Origin of the sequence: Actinopolyspora mzabensis, from assembly GCF_900101095.1 — a bacterium.
Lineage (GTDB): Bacteria > Actinomycetota > Actinomycetes > Mycobacteriales > Pseudonocardiaceae > Actinopolyspora > Actinopolyspora mzabensis.
In genome coordinates, this window is the sequence record NZ_FNFM01000001.1 from 170,306 (window position 1) to 187,050 (window position 16,745).

Annotated in this window: 17 protein-coding genes; 10 read left to right on the forward strand and 7 right to left on the reverse strand. The window is 67.7% G+C overall.

Annotation, left to right across the window (positions count from 1 at the left end):
* Positions 1–109: 109 nt before the first annotated feature.
* The 6 genes from BLR41_RS00735 to yhjD all read left to right on the forward strand — a co-directional run bounded on the left by BLR41_RS00735 (position 110) and on the right by yhjD (position 4,544).
* Entirely contained in the window at positions 110–460 is a 351-nt protein-coding gene (locus BLR41_RS00735; protein ID WP_143012963.1) for a zinc ribbon domain-containing protein, read from the forward strand.
* Positions 461–617: 157 nt separating this feature from the next.
* Positions 618–824, forward strand: a complete 207-nt coding sequence (locus BLR41_RS00740; RefSeq protein WP_092625337.1) for a hypothetical protein — start codon at positions 618–620, stop codon at positions 822–824.
* A gap of 235 nt (positions 825–1,059) precedes the next feature.
* Complete coding sequence (locus BLR41_RS00745; RefSeq protein ID WP_092625339.1) at positions 1,060–1,410, forward strand: hypothetical protein; 351 nt, start codon at positions 1,060–1,062, stop codon at positions 1,408–1,410.
* 556 nt (positions 1,411–1,966) lie between these two features.
* Positions 1,967–2,206 carry a hypothetical protein gene (locus BLR41_RS00750; RefSeq protein ID WP_245693686.1) on the forward strand — a complete coding sequence of 80 codons (240 nt, stop codon included), beginning with the start codon at positions 1,967–1,969 and terminating at the stop codon, positions 2,204–2,206.
* A 214-nt stretch (positions 2,207–2,420) separates the two neighbouring features.
* A complete protein-coding gene (trpS, locus tag BLR41_RS00755; RefSeq protein ID WP_092625986.1) occupies positions 2,421–3,446 on the forward strand; it encodes a tryptophan--tRNA ligase in 1,026 nt (341 codons plus the stop codon).
* Positions 3,447–3,506: 60 nt separating this feature from the next.
* Complete coding sequence (gene yhjD, locus BLR41_RS00760) at positions 3,507–4,544, forward strand: inner membrane protein YhjD (protein WP_092625341.1); 1,038 nt, start codon at positions 3,507–3,509, stop codon at positions 4,542–4,544.
* Between the two features lie 23 nt (positions 4,545–4,567).
* On the opposite strand, the gene BLR41_RS00765 is transcribed toward yhjD, so the two are convergent.
* Complete coding sequence (locus BLR41_RS00765; RefSeq protein ID WP_245693687.1) at positions 4,568–5,824, reverse strand: D-alanyl-D-alanine carboxypeptidase family protein; 1,257 nt, start codon at positions 5,822–5,824, stop codon at positions 4,568–4,570.
* 127 nt (positions 5,825–5,951) lie between these two features.
* On the opposite strand from BLR41_RS00765, the gene BLR41_RS00770 reads away from it, so the two are divergent.
* Positions 5,952–6,182 carry an SCO4848 family membrane protein gene (locus BLR41_RS00770; protein WP_092625343.1) on the forward strand — a complete coding sequence of 77 codons (231 nt, stop codon included), beginning with the start codon at positions 5,952–5,954 and terminating at the stop codon, positions 6,180–6,182.
* 463 nt (positions 6,183–6,645) lie between these two features.
* Here BLR41_RS00770 and BLR41_RS00775 read toward each other — a convergent pair whose 3' ends face one another.
* From BLR41_RS00775 to sdhC, 4 genes are read right to left on the reverse strand one after another with little or no spacing between them, the layout of a single operon-like run.
* Entirely contained in the window at positions 6,646–7,443 is a 798-nt protein-coding gene (locus BLR41_RS00775) for a succinate dehydrogenase iron-sulfur subunit (RefSeq protein ID WP_092625344.1), read from the reverse strand.
* Complete coding sequence (gene sdhA / locus BLR41_RS00780) at positions 7,443–9,233, reverse strand: succinate dehydrogenase flavoprotein subunit (RefSeq protein ID WP_092625346.1); 1,791 nt, start codon at positions 9,231–9,233, stop codon at positions 7,443–7,445. Before sdhA ends, BLR41_RS00775 begins: the two co-directional genes overlap by 1 nt.
* A gap of 37 nt (positions 9,234–9,270) precedes the next feature.
* Positions 9,271–9,690 carry a succinate dehydrogenase hydrophobic membrane anchor subunit gene (locus BLR41_RS00785; protein ID WP_092625348.1) on the reverse strand — a complete coding sequence of 140 codons (420 nt, stop codon included), beginning with the start codon at positions 9,688–9,690 and terminating at the stop codon, positions 9,271–9,273.
* 7 nt (positions 9,691–9,697) lie between these two features.
* Positions 9,698–10,132: a succinate dehydrogenase, cytochrome b556 subunit gene (sdhC, locus tag BLR41_RS00790; RefSeq protein WP_092625350.1), complete on the reverse strand. Its 435-nt coding sequence runs from the start codon at positions 10,130–10,132 to the stop codon at positions 9,698–9,700.
* 450 nt (positions 10,133–10,582) lie between these two features.
* Here sdhC and BLR41_RS00795 point away from each other — a divergent pair, with 450 nt between their 5' ends.
* On the forward strand, positions 10,583–10,975 hold the full coding sequence (locus tag BLR41_RS00795) for a cytidine deaminase (RefSeq protein WP_092625352.1): 393 nt from the start codon (positions 10,583–10,585) through the stop codon (positions 10,973–10,975).
* Between the two features lie 246 nt (positions 10,976–11,221).
* Positions 11,222–12,517 (forward strand): thymidine phosphorylase, encoded by a 1,296-nt coding sequence (locus BLR41_RS00800; RefSeq protein ID WP_092625354.1) that lies wholly within the window; start codon positions 11,222–11,224, stop codon positions 12,515–12,517.
* Positions 12,518–12,673: 156 nt separating this feature from the next.
* On the opposite strand, the gene BLR41_RS00805 is transcribed toward BLR41_RS00800, so the two are convergent.
* Together BLR41_RS00805 and BLR41_RS00810 are read right to left on the reverse strand one after the other, a co-directional pair.
* Entirely contained in the window at positions 12,674–13,864 is a 1,191-nt protein-coding gene (locus BLR41_RS00805; protein WP_218119836.1) for a coiled-coil domain-containing protein, read from the reverse strand.
* Between the two features lie 557 nt (positions 13,865–14,421).
* Positions 14,422–15,693 (reverse strand): primosomal protein, encoded by a 1,272-nt coding sequence (locus tag BLR41_RS00810; protein WP_092625356.1) that lies wholly within the window; start codon positions 15,691–15,693, stop codon positions 14,422–14,424.
* A gap of 452 nt (positions 15,694–16,145) precedes the next feature.
* Between BLR41_RS00810 and BLR41_RS00815 the strand changes: the two genes are divergently transcribed.
* Positions 16,146–16,727 (forward strand): SMI1/KNR4 family protein, encoded by a 582-nt coding sequence (locus BLR41_RS00815; protein WP_092625358.1) that lies wholly within the window; start codon positions 16,146–16,148, stop codon positions 16,725–16,727.
* Positions 16,728–16,745: the final 18 nt, after the last annotated feature.

Here is a 16,745-nt window from a genome sequence, read left to right on the forward strand (position 1 = left end):
TTCCGGTGGTCGAGGACGGGCGGGACCGGAGTTCGGTCCGATTCGGTTCCCGGAGTTCAAGGGCAAGCGGGCTGGCTTGTCATGCCGGTTCACCACCGGATCGTTCGGCTTGGTCGACTCGGACCGGCGGCACGTGAAGCTGCCCCGCATTGGGCTGGTGCGCAGCTGCGAGTCCACCCGCGAACTCGCCCGGTACGTCGTCGGCGTCGGCATGGGCGAGTTGCGCCGCCAGCCCGACTACGAAACGAGGTGGCGGGGCACCCGGCTGCTCGTGGCCGACCGGTTCTGTCCCAGCTCGAAGACCTGCAACGACCGCGGCGCGGTGAAAGCCAAGCTGGGCCTGGCGGAGCGGACGTTTACCCGCGATGCCCGCGGCCATGTCGCGTATGGTGATCTGAACGCGGCTGGCAACCTCGCGGGCCTGGCGTCCTCCCACAGTTGGTGGGCGACGGAAAACTAGCCCGAGGGAAACCCCGGTAAGCCCCGCACCGTGCGGGCAGCGGGTACTGCCACGGGAAGGCCCGCGCCATGTGGCGCTGGCCAACCCGGTAGCCGTAAGGCTGCCGGTCAGGCCACGCTGCTACACATTTCCTGAACGGCCACGGCGTACGTTCGCCGTGATCGCGATCTCGCTCGCGGTCGGGCTCGCGGGTAGTCCGTCCGTCACCGCGATCACCTCCGGCTCCGCTTCGGGGCGGATGGGCGGCTCCCGAGGTGGTGCTGCCTTCAGTAGGACCAGCGGCCAGGGTGGTGCTTCCGACGGTTCCGGAAACGCGCCTGACGGCGGTTCGGGTACCGCCGGCGGTGGTTCGCCCGACAACTGAGGATTTCGGGGACGCTTCGCACGAAGCGTGCTTTCCGCCCGCTCCGTCGATCGGAGGCGGGCGGATTTCTCGTCGATCTTCCGGCGAGGCAGTGCGCTCACTCGGCAGGGTGAGCGACCGACTGTCGTGGACGGGAGGTGAGGGTGGGTTTTTTCGATTGGTTCACCGGCACGGCACGGCACGGCCCGAGAAGGGGGTTCGGCCGCGTTCGTCGCAGGAGGTATACCAGGCGATTATGGCGGTCAATCGGCCCGACGCCTCATTCGAGGTGCGTGACGGGCGGACCGAGGGGGTCGATCTGGTTTGCGAGTGGCGGGTCATGAACCACCACTGGTACGAGCACTTCAAGATGTTCTGTGAGCGGGAGTTCTACAGCGTCCTGCTGCGGTTCGATCCGGAACGGCGGGAGATCCGCTCCACGGATCACAAGTGGACGATCGACTGGGTCCGCGGTGCTCCACAGGTCCGTGCACGGGCCGAGTTCGAACGAGGACAGGCCAAGAGCGTCAGAGCCGTGTGGGCGTTGAAGAAAGGGGAGAACGGAAAGCGATGCTGGGAACTTCAGGCGACCTTTTCGGCCTCGTAACTGAAGGATCCGCTCCGGAAAGCCGTCACCGATTGCGGCTGGACCTGGCGCGGCGTGAGTTTCGCGAAGTCGTGAATACGGTTCCGGGTATTTGTCCCCCGTGACTTGGCCGCTCGGCGCTTCGCGTGATTCGTGCCGTCCTTTTCGTCGAATTCCGATGAACTCTGGCGGATCGGCGACGACTGTCGGGGTTCCGGGCGTGGCCGACGAACCTCACTCGGGACACCGAACGCGTTCATGCGTGTCCGCAACGTATCGGTTCCCGTTTTCTCGGTTTCGCTCGCAACCCCGGATTCCCCCACACGTCTCACGGGGTGTGGCCGGGAACCGGGATGGACCGTAGTCCGTTCCGATCGCCGGTCGTGGTGTGCGGCCCCGTTGTCGCCGTTCGTGTGTCGACCAATACGCTCTCCGCTGTCACCGCGCGATCGTGGGACGTTCTCGGCACCGGCAGCGAACCGTTGGGGCGCCCGGGAGCTCGCCCGGGGTGACGGCACGGAACGCACGGCGTTCCCGTGGGATACACGATCGAAGTCCGACCAGAAAGGCACGGCTCGTGCGTAGACTTGTGGTGCGCGCAGGCGCGTGGTCGTCGATGCTCGCGATGACGCTGTTGATCACCGGTGCTCCGGCGCAGGCCGCGACCGGAGTGGTGCGGGCGCAGGCCACCCCGCTCGACGCGTTGAGCACTCCGGTGGGGCTCGGCGCTGTCGTGATCGGCGTGATCGGGATGATCGCGGGCACGCTGCGGCGCAAGAAGATCCCGGTGCAGCCCGAGAACCAGCGCCGGGGTTGACGGGGTTCTCCGGCCGGGTGGGCTGGTCGCTCGCTCGGCGGAACCGCCCGTCGGCTCCCGCTCGGGGCGGAGCTCTCGGGTAGCGGCTCACCCGACGCCGGGAGCCCTCGCGAGAACAGGCGGATCGCCACCCTCACCCGACCGCCGAGTACGCGGTTCTGCCAGAATCGACTACGTGCACACCGAGAGTTCCGTTACCACCGAGTCCGGCTCCGTGACCACCGAATCCGGCGGGGCCCCCGCGCGTCCCCGCGTGTTCTCCGGCATCCAGCCCACGGCCGGATCCTTCCAGCTCGGTAACTACCTCGGAGCGCTGCGCAACTGGATAGCGTTGCAGGAAACCCACGACGCCTTCTACTGCGTGGTGGATCTGCACTCGATCACCATCGCCAAGGACCCCGAGGAACTGCGCGCCAACACCCGCAACGCGGCCGCCCAGCTGCTGGCGCTGGGCATCGATCCCGAACGCAGCACGCTGTTCGTGCAGAGCCACGTCGCGGAGCACACCCAGCTGGGCTGGGTGTTGGAATGCCTCACCGGATTCGGCGAGGCCTCCCGCATGACGCAGTTCAAGGACAAGTCCGCGCGGCAGGACGACGAGCACGTCAGCGTCGGGCTGTTCACCTATCCGGCGCTGATGGCCTCCGACATCCTGCTCTACGGCACCGACGTGGTGCCGGTCGGCGAGGACCAGCGCCAGCACCTGGAACTCAGCCGCACGCTCGCGCAGCGGTTCAACTCCCGCTTCGGTTCCACCTTCGTCGTCCCGGACGCGCACATCCCGCAGGACACGGCCCGCATCTTCGATCTGCAGGACCCGACCTCGAAGATGAGCAAGTCGATCCCCTCCGGTGTCGTGGAGTTCATGGAGGACCCCAAACGCACCGCCAAGAAGGTGCGTTCGGCGGTCACCGACAACGAACGCGACATCCGCTACGACCCGGAGAACAAACCCGGTGTGAGCAACCTGCTGGTGATCTACTCGGGGATGACCGGCAGGTCCGTCGCCGAGCTGGAGACCGCTTACGAGGGCAGTGGCTACGGCGACCTGAAGAAGGACCTCGGCGCGGTGCTCGTCGATTTCCTCACCCCCTTCCAACAGCGGGTGGCCGAGTACCTGGACGATCCGGCAGAACTCGACAAGATCCTGCGTCGCGGTGCCGAGCGTGCTCGGGCGGTGGCCTCGCGGACCCTGCGCGACGCCTACGACCGAGTTGGTTTCCTACCTCCGGCGGGCTGAGCTGATCCTTTCGGGGTAACCTGCTGCCACCGACGAGCGACGCCGCGGAGGTAGCAGCAGGTGGTCGACCGTAGTCAACCGGCACGCACCGCCCGGGAGCAGTCGAGCCCCGGCAGGTTCGAGCTGCTCCGGGCGCGTTATCCCCGGTTGGATCGGCTGGTCCGGGCCGCGCAGCGGTATCAGAGCCACTACGGCGACTACTACGCGGCCGCTATCACCTACTTCAGCGTGCTGGCGCTCGTGCCGCTGCTGATGATCGTGTTCGCGGTGGCCGGTTTCGTGCTGGCCAGCAATCCCGAACTGCTGCAACGTCTCCAGTCGGCCATCTCCGAGGCCGTGCCCAGCTCGCAGCTGAGCCAGTTGATCAATGGAGTCGTGGACGAGGCGATCAAGCAGGCGGGCGCGGTCGGGATCATCGGCCTGTTGGCAGCGCTGTACTCGGGTCTGGGGTGGATGACCAACCTGCGTGAGGCGCTCACCGCCCAGTGGGCACAGGGGCCGACGGCCCTGTCTTTCCTCAAGCGGACCCTCGCCGATCTGCTCTCGCTGGTCGGGCTCGGGGCGGCGATGGCGGTCTCGTTCGCGATCAGCGCGCTGGGCGGCGGGGTGGGCAGGATGCTGTTCCGGTTGGCGGGTATCGGGAACAACTTCTGGGCGGGGCTCGTGCTGTGGCTGCTGGCCCTGCTGCTGTCGCTGGCGGCCAGCTGGCTCGTCTTCCTGTGGGTGCTGGCACGCCTTCCCAGACAGCCCGTGACGCTGCGCAGCGCGGTCTGGGGCGCACTGTTCGCCGCGATCGGTTTCGAGGTACTCAAGCAGGTCGGTGTGGTGTACCTGAACAGCCTCAGCTCTTCTCCCGCGGCGGCCGCGTTCGGCCCCATCCTCGGGTTGCTGGTGTTCGCGTACCTGACCTCCCGGTTCCTGCTGTTCGTCACGGCCTGGACCGCCTCCGCCAGGGAGAATCAACCCGTGGCGGAGGTCGAGCCGCCGCCACCGGCCGTGATCCGCCCCGAGGTGCCGTCCCGACGCGGCGCGGGCGTGACCGTGGGGGTGTTCGGTCTCGGCACCCTGCTCGGTTGGTTGCTGCGCGGGCGGCGCTGAGACGAGCGGTTACCGGCCGTCGATCACTCGTCGTCTCGCCCGGCGGTGATGTCGACCTTCCTGCGGGCGCGCTGCAGCCGCAGTGCGGCCACCAGCATCAGCAGTGCCACCACCAGCAGTAGCAGGAGACCGAGCCCCATGGTTGGGAACCGGTCGGTTTCCGGATCCGACGTGCGTTGTGCCGCTTCGACCGCGGTGGTGGCGGTGGAGGTGGGGCTCGGCTCGGGGGTGCGCCGCGCGACCAGTTTCCCGACCACGCGGTCCCCGTTCAAACGGAAGCCGTAGTCGAGCAGCGCGGCAGCCTGCTCGGACAGGTCCACCGGGCGGTGTTCCCCCCGCAGCAGCACCGCGACCAGTTCGCGGCCGTTCCGCTCCGCCGCGACGACCCGGGTGTGCCGGGCGTCGTTGGTGTAGCCGGTCTTGCCGAAAACCGCTCCGGGGTAGTCGCGCATCACGTCGCTGTCGCTGGCGATGCGCACCGGTGACTGCCCGGGCGGTGCGGGGAGCCGGGTGCGTTTCGTGCCCGCGGGGCGCGCGAACTCCGGATCGCGCAGCGCGGCACGCAGGATCAGTGCCATGTCGTAGGCCGAGGTGCTCATCCCCGGACCGTCGAGCCCGGAGGTGGTGGCGGCCCTGGTGTCCCTGGCACGCAGCCGTGCGGCGAGTTCATTCATGCGCCGCACGGTTTCCTCGGTTCCACCGATCTTTCGCGCCAGCGCGTGCGCGGCGTCGTTGCCCGACTGCAGGATCAGCCCGCTCAGCACCTGTCGCACCGTGTAGTCGACCCCCGGTTCCAGCCCCACCGCGCTGCCCTCCACCGCGGCGTCGGACTCGGCGGCCGTGATGGTCTCGGAGAGTTCCAGCTCGCGTACGGCGACGAGCCCGGTCAGGATCTTGATCACCGAGGCGGGGCGGTACCTGCCGTGCGGGTTCTTGGCGGCCAGCACCTTCCCGCTGTCCAGCTCCGCCACGATCCAGGTGGCCGACCTCACCCGCTTCGGTGGGTCGGGCGCACCCGGTGGGATCACGATGCCGCAGTGTCCCATTCCGGGCCCGCCGATCGGCTCCTCCGGAACGGGGAGCGGTTTCGGTGTCGGCTCTCCCGACGCCGGGACCTCGGAACTGTCCACAGGAGAGGGAGGAAGCGTGGCGTTCGGGCAGCTCGATCGCGTCCGGTTCGGCGTGGCCGTGCCCGCGGGCACGAACAGTCCCATCGACAGGAGCGCCACCAGCGCTGCCGTGGCGAGTCGGACCGGAAAACGAGTGGCTGCTGTGGACACGCGGACCAGCCTAGGTCACGTTCCCGGTGGTGCGAATCCGCCGAGTGTCCGAGGAGCTCAAGTGTGCCGGCGGAGGCCGAGTGCGCCCGAGAGGGCTGTGGCCGCGGGCACAGTAGATACTGGGTACGTGCGAATTTCCCGTGGTATGGCGTTGTTCCTGCTGGCCTTCGGGGTCTGGTCCTGGCTGTTGTGGCCCACCTTTCTCCGCAACATCCTCGGCGACGAGCAGTCGTGGTCGAACGGGGCGCCGACGGCGTTCCTGTGGGTGCACGTGGTGATCGCGGTGGTTTCCCTCGTGCTGGGCACCGTCATCGGCGTGTTCGGTTTGCGCGCCTACCGCGCGAGTCGCGACGGCTGATCGAAGTTCGTCGGTCGGGTTGGCGAGTTGCTCGCTCGGCGGAGTATCCGCGCGGCAGCGCTTTTCGCGCGGCGGCGATCCGATTTGTGACCTAGGTCCGGGGAGCACGTCAACTATGTCCGGCTTCGTGGGCCGGAGGAGACGTCGGCCAAGAATCCGGCTATCGTGATCGCGCGGGGTCACGAACGCCACCGGGCCGGTGGCTCCGCGTTTCCGTGCGCCGAGGCAGCGGCAGTGATCGCCCGCTGTCCAGGGGCCCGGGAGTGTGCGCCGTCGTATTCCCACTCGCCGCGGCACACACGTTCCACGACCCCGTACAACGAGGTACGGGGTCTCCCGGCCAGGGGAAGACCGTACGGACCGTTGCCCGAGTGCGTCACGTTCCGGCGAGCCGTCGATCTCACGCGAGATCGACCGCCCACCGGAACGCGGCATCACGAGGGTCCCGAGCAGCGCCTCGGAATCAGCGCCTGCGGAACATCAACGCCCGCTTGACCTCCTGGATCGCCTTGGTCACCTGGATGCCACGCGGGCAGGCGTCGGTGCAGTTGAACGTGGTGCGGCAGCGCCACACCCCGTCGATGTCGTTGAGGATGTCCAACCGCTCCTCGGCGGCCTCGTCCCTGCTGTCGAAGATGAACCGGTGCGCGTTGACGATCGCCGCCGGTCCGAAGTAGGAACCCTCCGACCAGTAGACCGGGCACGAGGTGGTGCAGGCCGCGCAGAGGATGCACTTGGTCGTGTCGTCGAACCGCTCCCGCTCGGCGACCGACTGGATCCGCTCCCGCGTCGGGTCGTTCCCGGTGGTGACCAGGTAGGGCTTGATCGCCTTGTATGCCTCGAAGAAGGGCTCCATGTTGACCAGCAGGTCCTTCTCGACCGGAAGGCCCTTGATCGGCTCCACCGTGATGGTGGTCTCGCCCTTCTTGGCGAACATGTCCTTCATCAGGACCTTGCACGCCAGTCGGTTGACGCCGTTGATCCGCATGGCGTCCGAGCCGCACACGCCGTGCGCGCAGGAACGCCGGAAGGTCAGCGTGCCGTCGACGTACCACTTGATGTAGTGCAGCAGGTTGAGCACCCGGTCGCTGGGCAGCGCCGGAATGCGGTACGACTCCCAGTGCAGGTCGTCGTCGACCTCCGGGTTGTAGCGCTCGATCTTGACCGTGACCATCGTCGCGCCCTCCGGAATCGGGGGAGCGTCCGAGGGCAGGTCGACGGTGGCCGTGTCGCTGTTCGCGTCGGTGGTGGGGGCGGTCATCAGTACTTACGCTCCATCGGCTGGTACCGGGTTACGGTGACGGGCTTGTAGTCCAAGCGGATGTCCGAGAGGAAACCGGTCAGGCCCAGCGGCGCGTTCGGATCCTGTTCATCGGGCAGCTGCTTGTACTGCATGCTGTGCCGCATGAAGTTGGTGTCGTCGCGGGTCGTGTAGTCCTCGCGTGCGTGTCCGCCACGTGATTCCTTGCGTGCCAACGCGGAGTTGACGAGTGCTTCGGCGAGGTCGAGCAGGAAGCCCAGTTCGACCGCTTCCAGCAGGTCGTGGTTGTAGCGCTTGCCCTTGTCGTGCACGGCGACGCGGCCGTAGCGCTCCTTGAGCAGTTGTACGTCCGACAGCGCCTGCTTGAGGGTCTCCTCGGTGCGGTAGACCGAGGCGTTGGCGTCCATCGTCTCCTGCAGCGCGGTGCGGATGTTGGCGACCCGCTCACCGCCCTCCGCGGTGCGGAGGTGGTTGACCATTCCCTCGACCAGCTCGGCGGGGTGCTCCGGCAGTTCGAGGAAGTCGTGCCCCTGGGCGTACTCCGCGGCCGCGATACCGGCCCGACGTCCGAAGACGTTGATGTCCAGCAGCGAGTTGGTGCCGAGCCGGTTGGAGCCGTGCACCGAGACGCAGGCGACCTCGCCCGCCGCGTACAGGCCGGGAACCACGTTGTCGTTGTCGCCGAGCACCTCGGCGTCGATGTTGGTGGGAACGCCGCCCATCGCGTAGTGCGCGGTCGGATAGACCGGGACCGGTTCGTGCAACGGCTCCACGCCCAGGTAGGTGCGGGAGAACTCCGTGATGTCCGGCAGCTTGCTCTCCAGCACGTCCTCACCGAGGTGTGTGACGTCCAGCAGCACGTGGTCCTTGTGCGGCCCGGCGCCGCGGCCCTCCAGCACCTCCATCGCCATGGACCGCGCCACGATGTCGCGCGGTGCGAGGTCCTTGATGGTGGGGGCGTAGCGCTCCATGAAGCGCTCGCCGTCGGCGTTGCGGAGGATACCGCCCTCGCCGCGCACCGCCTCCGAGATGAGGATGCCCAGCCCGGCCAGGCCGGTCGGGTGGAACTGGTAGAACTCCATGTCCTCCAGCGGCAGCCCCTTGCGGTAGACGATGCCCATCCCGTCGCCGGTGAGGGTGTGCGCGTTCGAGGTCGTCTTGAAGATCTTGCCGAACCCGCCGGTCGCGAAGATCACCGACTTGGCCTGGAAAACGTGGATCTCGCCGGTGGCCAGCTCGTACGCCACCGCTCCGGTGCAGCGCTGCTGCCCGTCCTCGTCGGTGGTCATGTTGACGTCGAGCACGTAGAACTCGTTGAAGAACTCCACGCCGTGCTTGATGCACGTCTGGTAGAGCGTCTGCAGGATCATGTGGCCGGTGCGGTCGGCCGCGTAGCAGGAGCGCCGTACGGGTGCCTTGCCGTGGTCCCTGGTGTGCCCGCCGAAGCGGCGCTGGTCGATCCGGCCCTCCGGGGTGCGGTTGAACGGCAGCCCCATCTTCTCCAGGTCGAGCACCGCGTCGATGGCCTCCTTGGCCATCACCTCGGCCGCGTCCTGGTCGACCAGGTAGTCACCGCCCTTGATGGTGTCGAAGGTGTGCCACTCCCAGTTGTCCTCCTCGACGTTGGCGAGTGCGGCACACATCCCGCCCTGTGCCGCACCGGTGTGCGAGCGGGTGGGGTAGAGCTTGGTGAGTACGGCGGTGCGGGCGCGCTGGCCGGACTCGATGGCGGCGCGCATTCCCGCGCCGCCCGCGCCGACGACGACCACGTCGTACTTGTGGAATTGCATGGTGGTCTCCTTGGCTCGTCGCCTGCTGGGCCGCGCGTCAGCTGATGTTCGGATCGAAGGTGAACAGCACGTACGTTCCCAGTACCACGGTCAGCACGATCGAGCAGTACAGCAGCATCTTCAGCCAGAAGCGGGTACGGTCAGAACGTGAATAGTCGTTGATGACGGTTCGCAGCCCGTTACCGCCGTGCAGCCCCGCCAGCCACAGCATCGTCAGGTCCCAGAGCTGCCAGAACGGTGATGCCCAGCGACCCGCCACGAAGGCGAAGTTGATCCGGTGTACCCCGCCGTCCAGGAAAAGCATGATCAGCATGTGACCGAGAACGAGGAACAGCAGCACGACTCCGGACAGCCGCATGAAGACCCAGCTGTAGAGCTCGAAGTTGCTGCGCCTGGCCGCGGGACGCCCGGGGGAACGCGGCTTGTCGACTGACAGTGGTGCTTCGGTAGTGGTCATGGTCGTACTAACCCCCGAACAGTTCCGTGGCGGCGCGGGTGATCATGCTGATGGCGGCCGGGATGATCAACACCAGCCACAGCCCCAGGACGGTCCACAGCATCGGTCGCTGCAGGCTCGGTCCCCTGGACCAGAAATCGACGAGCATCACGCGGATTCCGTTGAACGCGTGGAACAGCACCGCCGCGAGCAGCCCTAGCTCGAACACGATCATCAGCGGATGCTTGTAGGTCTCGATCACCGTGTCGTACGCGTTGGGTGAGACCCGCACCAACGCGGTGTCCAGGACGTGTACGAACAGGAAGAAGAAGGTGAGCACGCCCGTGATGCGGTGGGCGACCCACGACCACATGCCCAGGTCGCCGCGATAGAGGGTGCCCTTGGCACGAGGTGCTTCCCCGCGAGGGCGTCCCTCCGCCGCGGTGGCGGTTGTGCTGGCCATGACGGAAGGCCTCCAACGTCGCTGGTGGACTCTGGGCCCGTTCCGGATGCTGCGCGGAGAACGGCCCGTAACCGCAGCACCCTGCGCCCGCGCCGATTACCCGAACGGACCCTTGACCCATCGGATGCTAGACCCGTGGGCGCCGGCTGTCCCACTCGCATGTGCCCGCTGTGATCGAGCAGACAACTACCGGGGGTAGGTTGATCGATGTAGATTGGTTCTGCCCCGGGCAGGGACCTCGTCACGGCGCGGGTGTCAACCGGCTGGTCCGAGATTAGTGTCACCTTTATCGTATTAAGGCACGTTTCGAGCGGTGTGCGCAGGTCCGCCATTGTTCGTGGTTGACATATTTCACTTTTTGGGTTGTGGGCGGTGCCAGTGGGACAGGAACGAAAGTTGATTACGTTGAGTAGTTCCCGAACGAGTGAGTACGGGTGGTGATCGGGGAACTTGGTCGAACCCAACTCCGTCGACTGGCCCGCCCTGCGGGCAGCCGCCACCTTCGCCGCCGAGCACGCCTACTGCCCCTATTCCGGGCTCGCCGTGGGAGCCGCGGCGAACTGTACCGACGGGCGTGTGGTGGTGGGGTGCAACGTCGAGAACGCCTCCTACGGTGTGACGTTGTGCGCCGAGTGCACGCTGGCGGGCGAGCTCCGGATGAGCGGGGGTGGCGCTCTGGTCGCCGTTTCGGTCCGGGACGGGCAGGGAAACCTGCTCATGCCCTGCGGCCGGTGCAGGCAGCTGCTCCACGAGCTGGGCGGCCCGGAGTGCCTGGTCGACACCCAGGAGGGCATCCTGACGGTACGGCAGCTGCTGCCCCACCCCTTCGCATCCCCGCCCTGACGTCTCAGCAATGTCGCCGCCCGGCAGCGGCCGGACCGGTCGTTTCCCGGGTTCGCACTCCGGGGTGAGAGGCGCCTGGTCCCCGCGCGCCGACGTCTCGCCGCCACGGTCCCCGCGTGGGTTCCCACTCGTGCCTCGCCGCGTGCGGCGACGTTCGTCCGGAACGGGCTCGCCACGGCTGTTCTTCCGGGATGTCGGCCGGTAATCTCCCCGTCCACCGCCCCAACGCCCGAACCGGAGCGTGTCATGCCGCACAGTGTCGTGGAGATCATCGGTGCCAAACGGGACGGGGACAGGCTCTCGGCGGCGCAGATCGACTGGGTGATCGACGCCTACACCCGGGGTGAGGTCGCCGAGGAACAGATGTCGGCGTTGGCGATGGCGATCCTGCTCCGGGGCATGGACGAGGCCGAGACCGCGCGTTGGACGGCGGCTATGGCCGCCTCCGGTGAGATGCTCGACCTCGGTGCCCTGGACCGCCCCACGGTGGACAAGCACTCCACCGGCGGCGTCGGCGACAAGATCACCCTCGCGCTGACACCACTGGTGGCCGCCTGCGGGGCCGCCGTGCCGCAGCTTTCCGGCCGCGGCCTCGGGCACACCGGAGGGACGCTCGACAAGCTGGAGTCCATCCCCGGCTGGCGCGCTCGACTCACCACTGCCGAGCTGTACCGCAATCTCGACGAGGTGGGAGCGGTGATCTGCGCCGCCACGGAACGGATCGCCCCCGCCGACAGCAGGATGTACGCGCTCCGGGACGTGACCGCCACGGTCGAGTCGGTGCCGCTGATCGCCGCTTCCATCCTGAGCAAGAAGCTCGCCGAGGGAACCGCCTCACTGGTGCTGGACGTCAAGTGCGGCTCGGGTGCCCTGCTGACCGAACCGGAGCAGGTAAGACGCCTCGCCAGGACCCTGGTCGCCACGGGCGGCGAGAACGGAGTGCGCACCAGCGCGCTGCTGACTTCGATGTCGGCGCCGCTGGGCGTGGCGGTGGGAAACGCCCTGGAGGTCACCGAGGCGGTGAGCGTGCTGCGGGGAGAGGGACCTTCCGACGTCACCGAACTCACGCTCGCGCTGGCCCGCGAGATGCTGGCGAGCAGTGGCATGTCCGATGTGGATCCCGCCGGAGTGCTGGCTTCCGGGGCGGCATACGAGAAGTGGCGCGCGCTCGTCGCCGCGCAGGGCGGTGACCCCGATGCGGACCTCCCCGTCGCCGCGCACGTGCACACCTTGTACGCGCCGCGGAGCGGGAATCTCGCCACGTTGGACGCTCGTGCGGTCGGTGCCGCCGCGTGGCTGTTGGGCGCCGGACGGGCCCGCAAGGAGGACGAGGTACGGCACGCCGCGGGCGTACGTTGCCTGGCCAAACCAGGTGACCCGGTGTCCGGGGGCGAACCGTTGTTCGAACTGCACACCGAGGATCCGGCTACGATCGAGGAAGCGTCGCGCCGACTGCACGGTGCCTACGAGATCACCTACGGCGAGGTTCGGACCGATCCGGTGGTGCTGGAACGCGTGACAGGTTCCGACGTGGCGGTGTGACACCCACGGGGTCGCTTCCGACCCGGTGGGCGCCACACCGTGTGGTCCCCGTCGATCCCCGTTCCCCGTGCCGACATCGCCGGAGATGCGCCCCGGTGGCATGCGGCGCCGCTTGCCCGGGGCCGTGCTCCGGCGGGAGTCGGTATTCGTGTCCGATCAGGCGCTGTCGGCCGTGTAGTCGTCGTCCAGCTCGTCCGAACCGCTCGCCTTGTCCGAGTCGCGCTTGGCGCTCTTGGAACGGTTGCGACGCTGCTGTTGCTGCCGGGGCAGTGTCGTCGGCGGCGAGACCGCGTTGTTGTTCGAGGGGGCCCCGCCGCCGAGGATCAGTTCGGCGAAGGTCGCCATGGCCTCGTCCAACTGGCCGGCGTGCTTGCGCTCGCTCTCCTCGTTGGCGTTGCGCACCAGCGAGTCCAGCGATTCCGAGTCCGGACGCTCGGAGAGGGTTCCCCGCAGCTGCGAGAGGTCCTCACCGAGGGTGCTGCCGACGTCGCCGATCCGTTCGGTGACACCGCTCTCGACGGAGTCGATGCGACTGTTGACGTTCTCCTCGACCGAGTCGATCCGGCCCGATACCTGGTCCAGCCTGCCGGCCAGCGACTCCAGTCGGTCGGCGAGCTGTTGCAGCCGCTCGGTCGGGTCCACGGCCGGGCGCTCCGCGAGCGCGTCCAGCTTGCCGTTGACCTTCTCGGCGTTCTCGGACAGGGTCTCGCCGATGCCGTTGCGGACTTCCTGAGCCGCGTCGCTCACCGAGCGCTGCAACGATTCCCTGGTGCCGTCGAGGTGCTCGTGGACACCCTCGTCGATCTCGGCGAACCGCCCGCGCAGGCTGGTCTCCATCTGGTCGAGACGCTCCTTGAGCGGTTCCTGGACGGAGCCGGGAACCTCCTGCAAGCGGGTGTCTTGCTGATCCAGGTGCTGTCCCAGCTCTTCGAGTCGATTGTGGACGTGGGAGAGCCTGTCCTCCAAGCCGTCCATGCGGCCCGTGACGCCGTCGAAACGTCCCGCCATGCCGTCCAGCCTGCCGTCGAGTTGCGCGAACGGCTTGGCCAGCTTGTCGGCGAGACCCTCGACCTGGCTGTTCAGGCCGGAGATCGCGTTCTCCTGGGCTTCCAGTTTGGACAGTGCCTCGTCGAGTCGTTCGGCGAGCACGCTGACTTCGGTGCGATCCGGCAGCTCGGACAGCCGTTTGCGTACGGAGCCGAGGGACTCCAGCGGCGACATCCGGGCGTTGATCTCGTCGAGAGCGTCGAAGATCTGCTGCTGTTCGCTTTCGCGGATCTCCGCTGCCCGCGTCAGCATGTTCCGCATACGGTCGAACGACACCGTGTCTTGGCTGTTCTCGTTCACGGCAAAGGTCGTCCTTCGTCGAGGGGGAGGGAGAGGACTATTGGAGCGTAGCGAGTAGGGGGTCCGTTGGGCATATGCCCCCCGGCATTTTCCACGAAGACGGTGGCGATTGTTCCCTCGAACGGAGTAATTACACCACTTTTACGGTCTTCCGCGCGGGTCATCATGAACCCGTATCGCACTGTACGATCCCCTGTCCTGGCTTCTCCAACGAGCTGTGATCGCGCAGCGTGATCAATTCTTGCACGAAGGTGGCCGCGAGTTCAACAGTAGGGCGGACCCGCGGTGCCGCCGAGCCGACGGCGAACCGGGCCGCCACCCCGAAAGTATGGCGCGGAGTCATTCGTGCGGTGGAAGCTGCTCGTCGAGCGACGTACGCCCCGGTCGCCTGCCGGTGCCGGGACGCTCGCGCCCGCACCCCGCCGCAGGAGGCCGCGGCGCACTCCGGTGGCGGAGAAGCGCCGCGGCGCGAGTGTCCACTCACACCTCATCGGAGTGCGAACCGGCGGGGACCTCGACGACCGCGCCCTCGGGTGAGCGGGGGCGGGGAACTCCGCTCAGTGCACCCGCAGCCTCGCCTCGAAGCTTTCCACCAACTCGCGCCACGCCGCTACCTCGTGGTCGAACGGCGGGGTGGGGGGCAGCCGGTTCGGGTCGGGGCGGAGCACGTAGGACAGCATCCATCCCAGGCGTTCCGAGGAGCCCAGTGCGTTCTCCACGCTCTCGTCCCCCGCCCAGGAGGCCGCGTCGGTCAGCAGCTCCTCGGCCAGGTCGAGTTGGTTCGGGTCGATCTCGGACGGTCCCTCGGCCAGATCCTCGTCCAGTCCGGTCAGCACGTAGGTGTTGTCCGGCTCGACCTCGATCTCCAGCTCACCCGCGGTGGCCGCGTTCTTGACCTGCTGCCAGGTCGCGACCCGCGCCAGGTCGGTGTTGTCCACTTTGTCCTCGGCCAGGTAGCGCGCCAGAGCCCTCGGCGAGGTGCAGGCGTCGATGCTGCCGTCCGAACCGAGAAAGACCGGCTCCTCGCCCAGGAAGCAGCGTAGTGAGTAGTACTCCCGGCCACCGGTTATGATCTTGATCGGATCGATACCGATCTCGCGCCAGAAGCCCGCTTCCTCTTCCCCGGTCTCACCGTGCTCGTCCGCCTCACCGCTGTGCTCGGTCTCGCCCGGCTCCTCGTGCTCGGAGCCCGTGCCCGCGTCCGATTCGGCGTCCTCGGTCTCCTCCGGTAGTTCCTCGGCCAGCTCGTTCTCGGCCTCGGAGACGGCGGTGGCATCCACCTCGGGACTCGCCACGACCCCGTCGATCGCGTCCAGCAGCTCGTCCCACCGGTCGGCCACCACCCGGCAGATCCGGTTCCAGCGACGTTGGCCCTCCTTGCCGCTGAACGGCAGGGTGCCCTCCCCGAGCAGATCGAATCCCTCGGCGTCCTGCAGCACCTCGGTTACCGTGTCGAGTTCGCAGACCTCGGCCAGCGAACGCGCCATCTCCACGATCTCGGAGAGCTCGTTGATGGTCCAGGTGTCCGGGGGCTCGGCGATGAGTTCCGGAACACCGACCAGGTCGTACTGATGGTCCTCGTCCGGACTGAGGTCCACAGCCGAGAGGGCTGGGACGACGTACCAGGCCGGGTGATCGTCCAGGTCGTTGGCCGCGCCGGATCGCACGAAGGCGGCCAGGTGGGCCGGGTCGGAAAACGCGTACAGATTCTCTTCGTGGCCGAGGAAGGCTTCCCACTCCTCGCCGTCCTCGCGCCATCGGGGAGCCCAGAGGGTGACCAGATCGCCCTGCGGCAGCCCGAGCTCGATCGGGACGATGTCCTGCGCCATCTTGCTACCTCCGGTCGCCGTAGCGGACGCTGCCGAAGCCTACGGGATGGGGATTCGATTGCCGATACGGTGTCGTACCGTGTGTAGCCGGCTCGCACCAGGGCCCTTGTTCAATGGCTCACCCTGGTGGGCCCGAACACTCGGCGAACCGAGTACCCGAGTCGGGACGCATCGAAGCAAGGAACCCCAAGCTACCTCATCGAAGTTCTCCCGTCGGCTCGTCGGGGTGCTCGCTCGGCGGAACCCCCAGCCGTCTCTCGCGCCGGTAGGGCCGACAACGGGTGGCGACCTCGCGCCTTCCTCCGGGAGATGGCACGGCGGAACCGCTCGGCCCAGCGACCCTTCCCGCATCGAGTGGCCGGGTCCCCCGCGAGCGGACACGCCGAACGGACCGCTCCCCACCTCACTGTTGGCGGTACCGCTCAGCGATTTCCACACCGATCATGAGGTGAATGGATGTCACGCTGCTGTGGACCAAAATCACACTTTGGCTCGCCGAGTACGCGCCGACGACCGCTGCCGAACTCAAGCAGGCCCTGCCGCCCCCGGACATGGCCGACTTCGAATCGGAGTTCGAGCTCACGCTTCCCCAGCAGCTCAAGGAGTGGTGGGCCTGCTGCGGTGGAACCGAATCCGGCTCGTTGACCGATGTGCTGCCGCCGTTCTACACGCCCTACGGCGCGTCGGGGGCGTGGCGGGTCTGGTGCGAATTGCGGGAGACCTGGGCGGCCAACTGGCACCGGCCCGCCTGTGACTACTACGCCGGTTCGGCGGGAAGGAGCTTCCACCCGGCCTGGATCCCGATCGCCGGGGACGGGTTCGCCGACGAACTGGTGGTGGATCTGCGGCCCGGCCCGTTGCGTGGCTGCGTGCTGGAGTGGGAACAGGAGATGAGCCGTGTCGGGCCGCCGCTGTGGGCAGATCTGGCCTCGATGCTGGCCGACGTGCACCGCGCGCTCACCGAGGGCCGTTCCGCCGGTTACAGCAGGCCGACGGTGACCGAGGACGGCAGACTGGACTGGCAGATCCGCTGAACCCACCGAACCGCCCAG

Coding starts and splice junctions, on each gene's coding strand:
- BLR41_RS00745 (WP_092625339.1), top strand. CDS start 1,060: ATGGCGGTCAATCGGCCCGACGCCTCATTCGAGGTGCGTGACGGGCGG.
- BLR41_RS00775 (WP_092625344.1), bottom strand. CDS start 7,443: ATGACCGCCCCCACCACCGACGCGAACAGCGACACGGCCACCGTCGAC.
- sdhA (WP_092625346.1), bottom strand. CDS start 9,233: ATGCAATTCCACAAGTACGACGTGGTCGTCGTCGGCGCGGGCGGCGCG.
- BLR41_RS00785 (WP_092625348.1), bottom strand. CDS start 9,690: ATGACCACTACCGAAGCACCACTGTCAGTCGACAAGCCGCGTTCCCCC.
- sdhC (WP_092625350.1), bottom strand. CDS start 10,132: ATGGCCAGCACAACCGCCACCGCGGCGGAGGGACGCCCTCGCGGGGAA.
- BLR41_RS00800 (WP_092625354.1), top strand. CDS start 11,222: ATGCCGCACAGTGTCGTGGAGATCATCGGTGCCAAACGGGACGGGGAC.
- BLR41_RS00810 (WP_092625356.1), bottom strand. CDS start 15,693: ATGGCGCAGGACATCGTCCCGATCGAGCTCGGGCTGCCGCAGGGCGAT.
- BLR41_RS00815 (WP_092625358.1), top strand. CDS start 16,146: ATGGATGTCACGCTGCTGTGGACCAAAATCACACTTTGGCTCGCCGAG.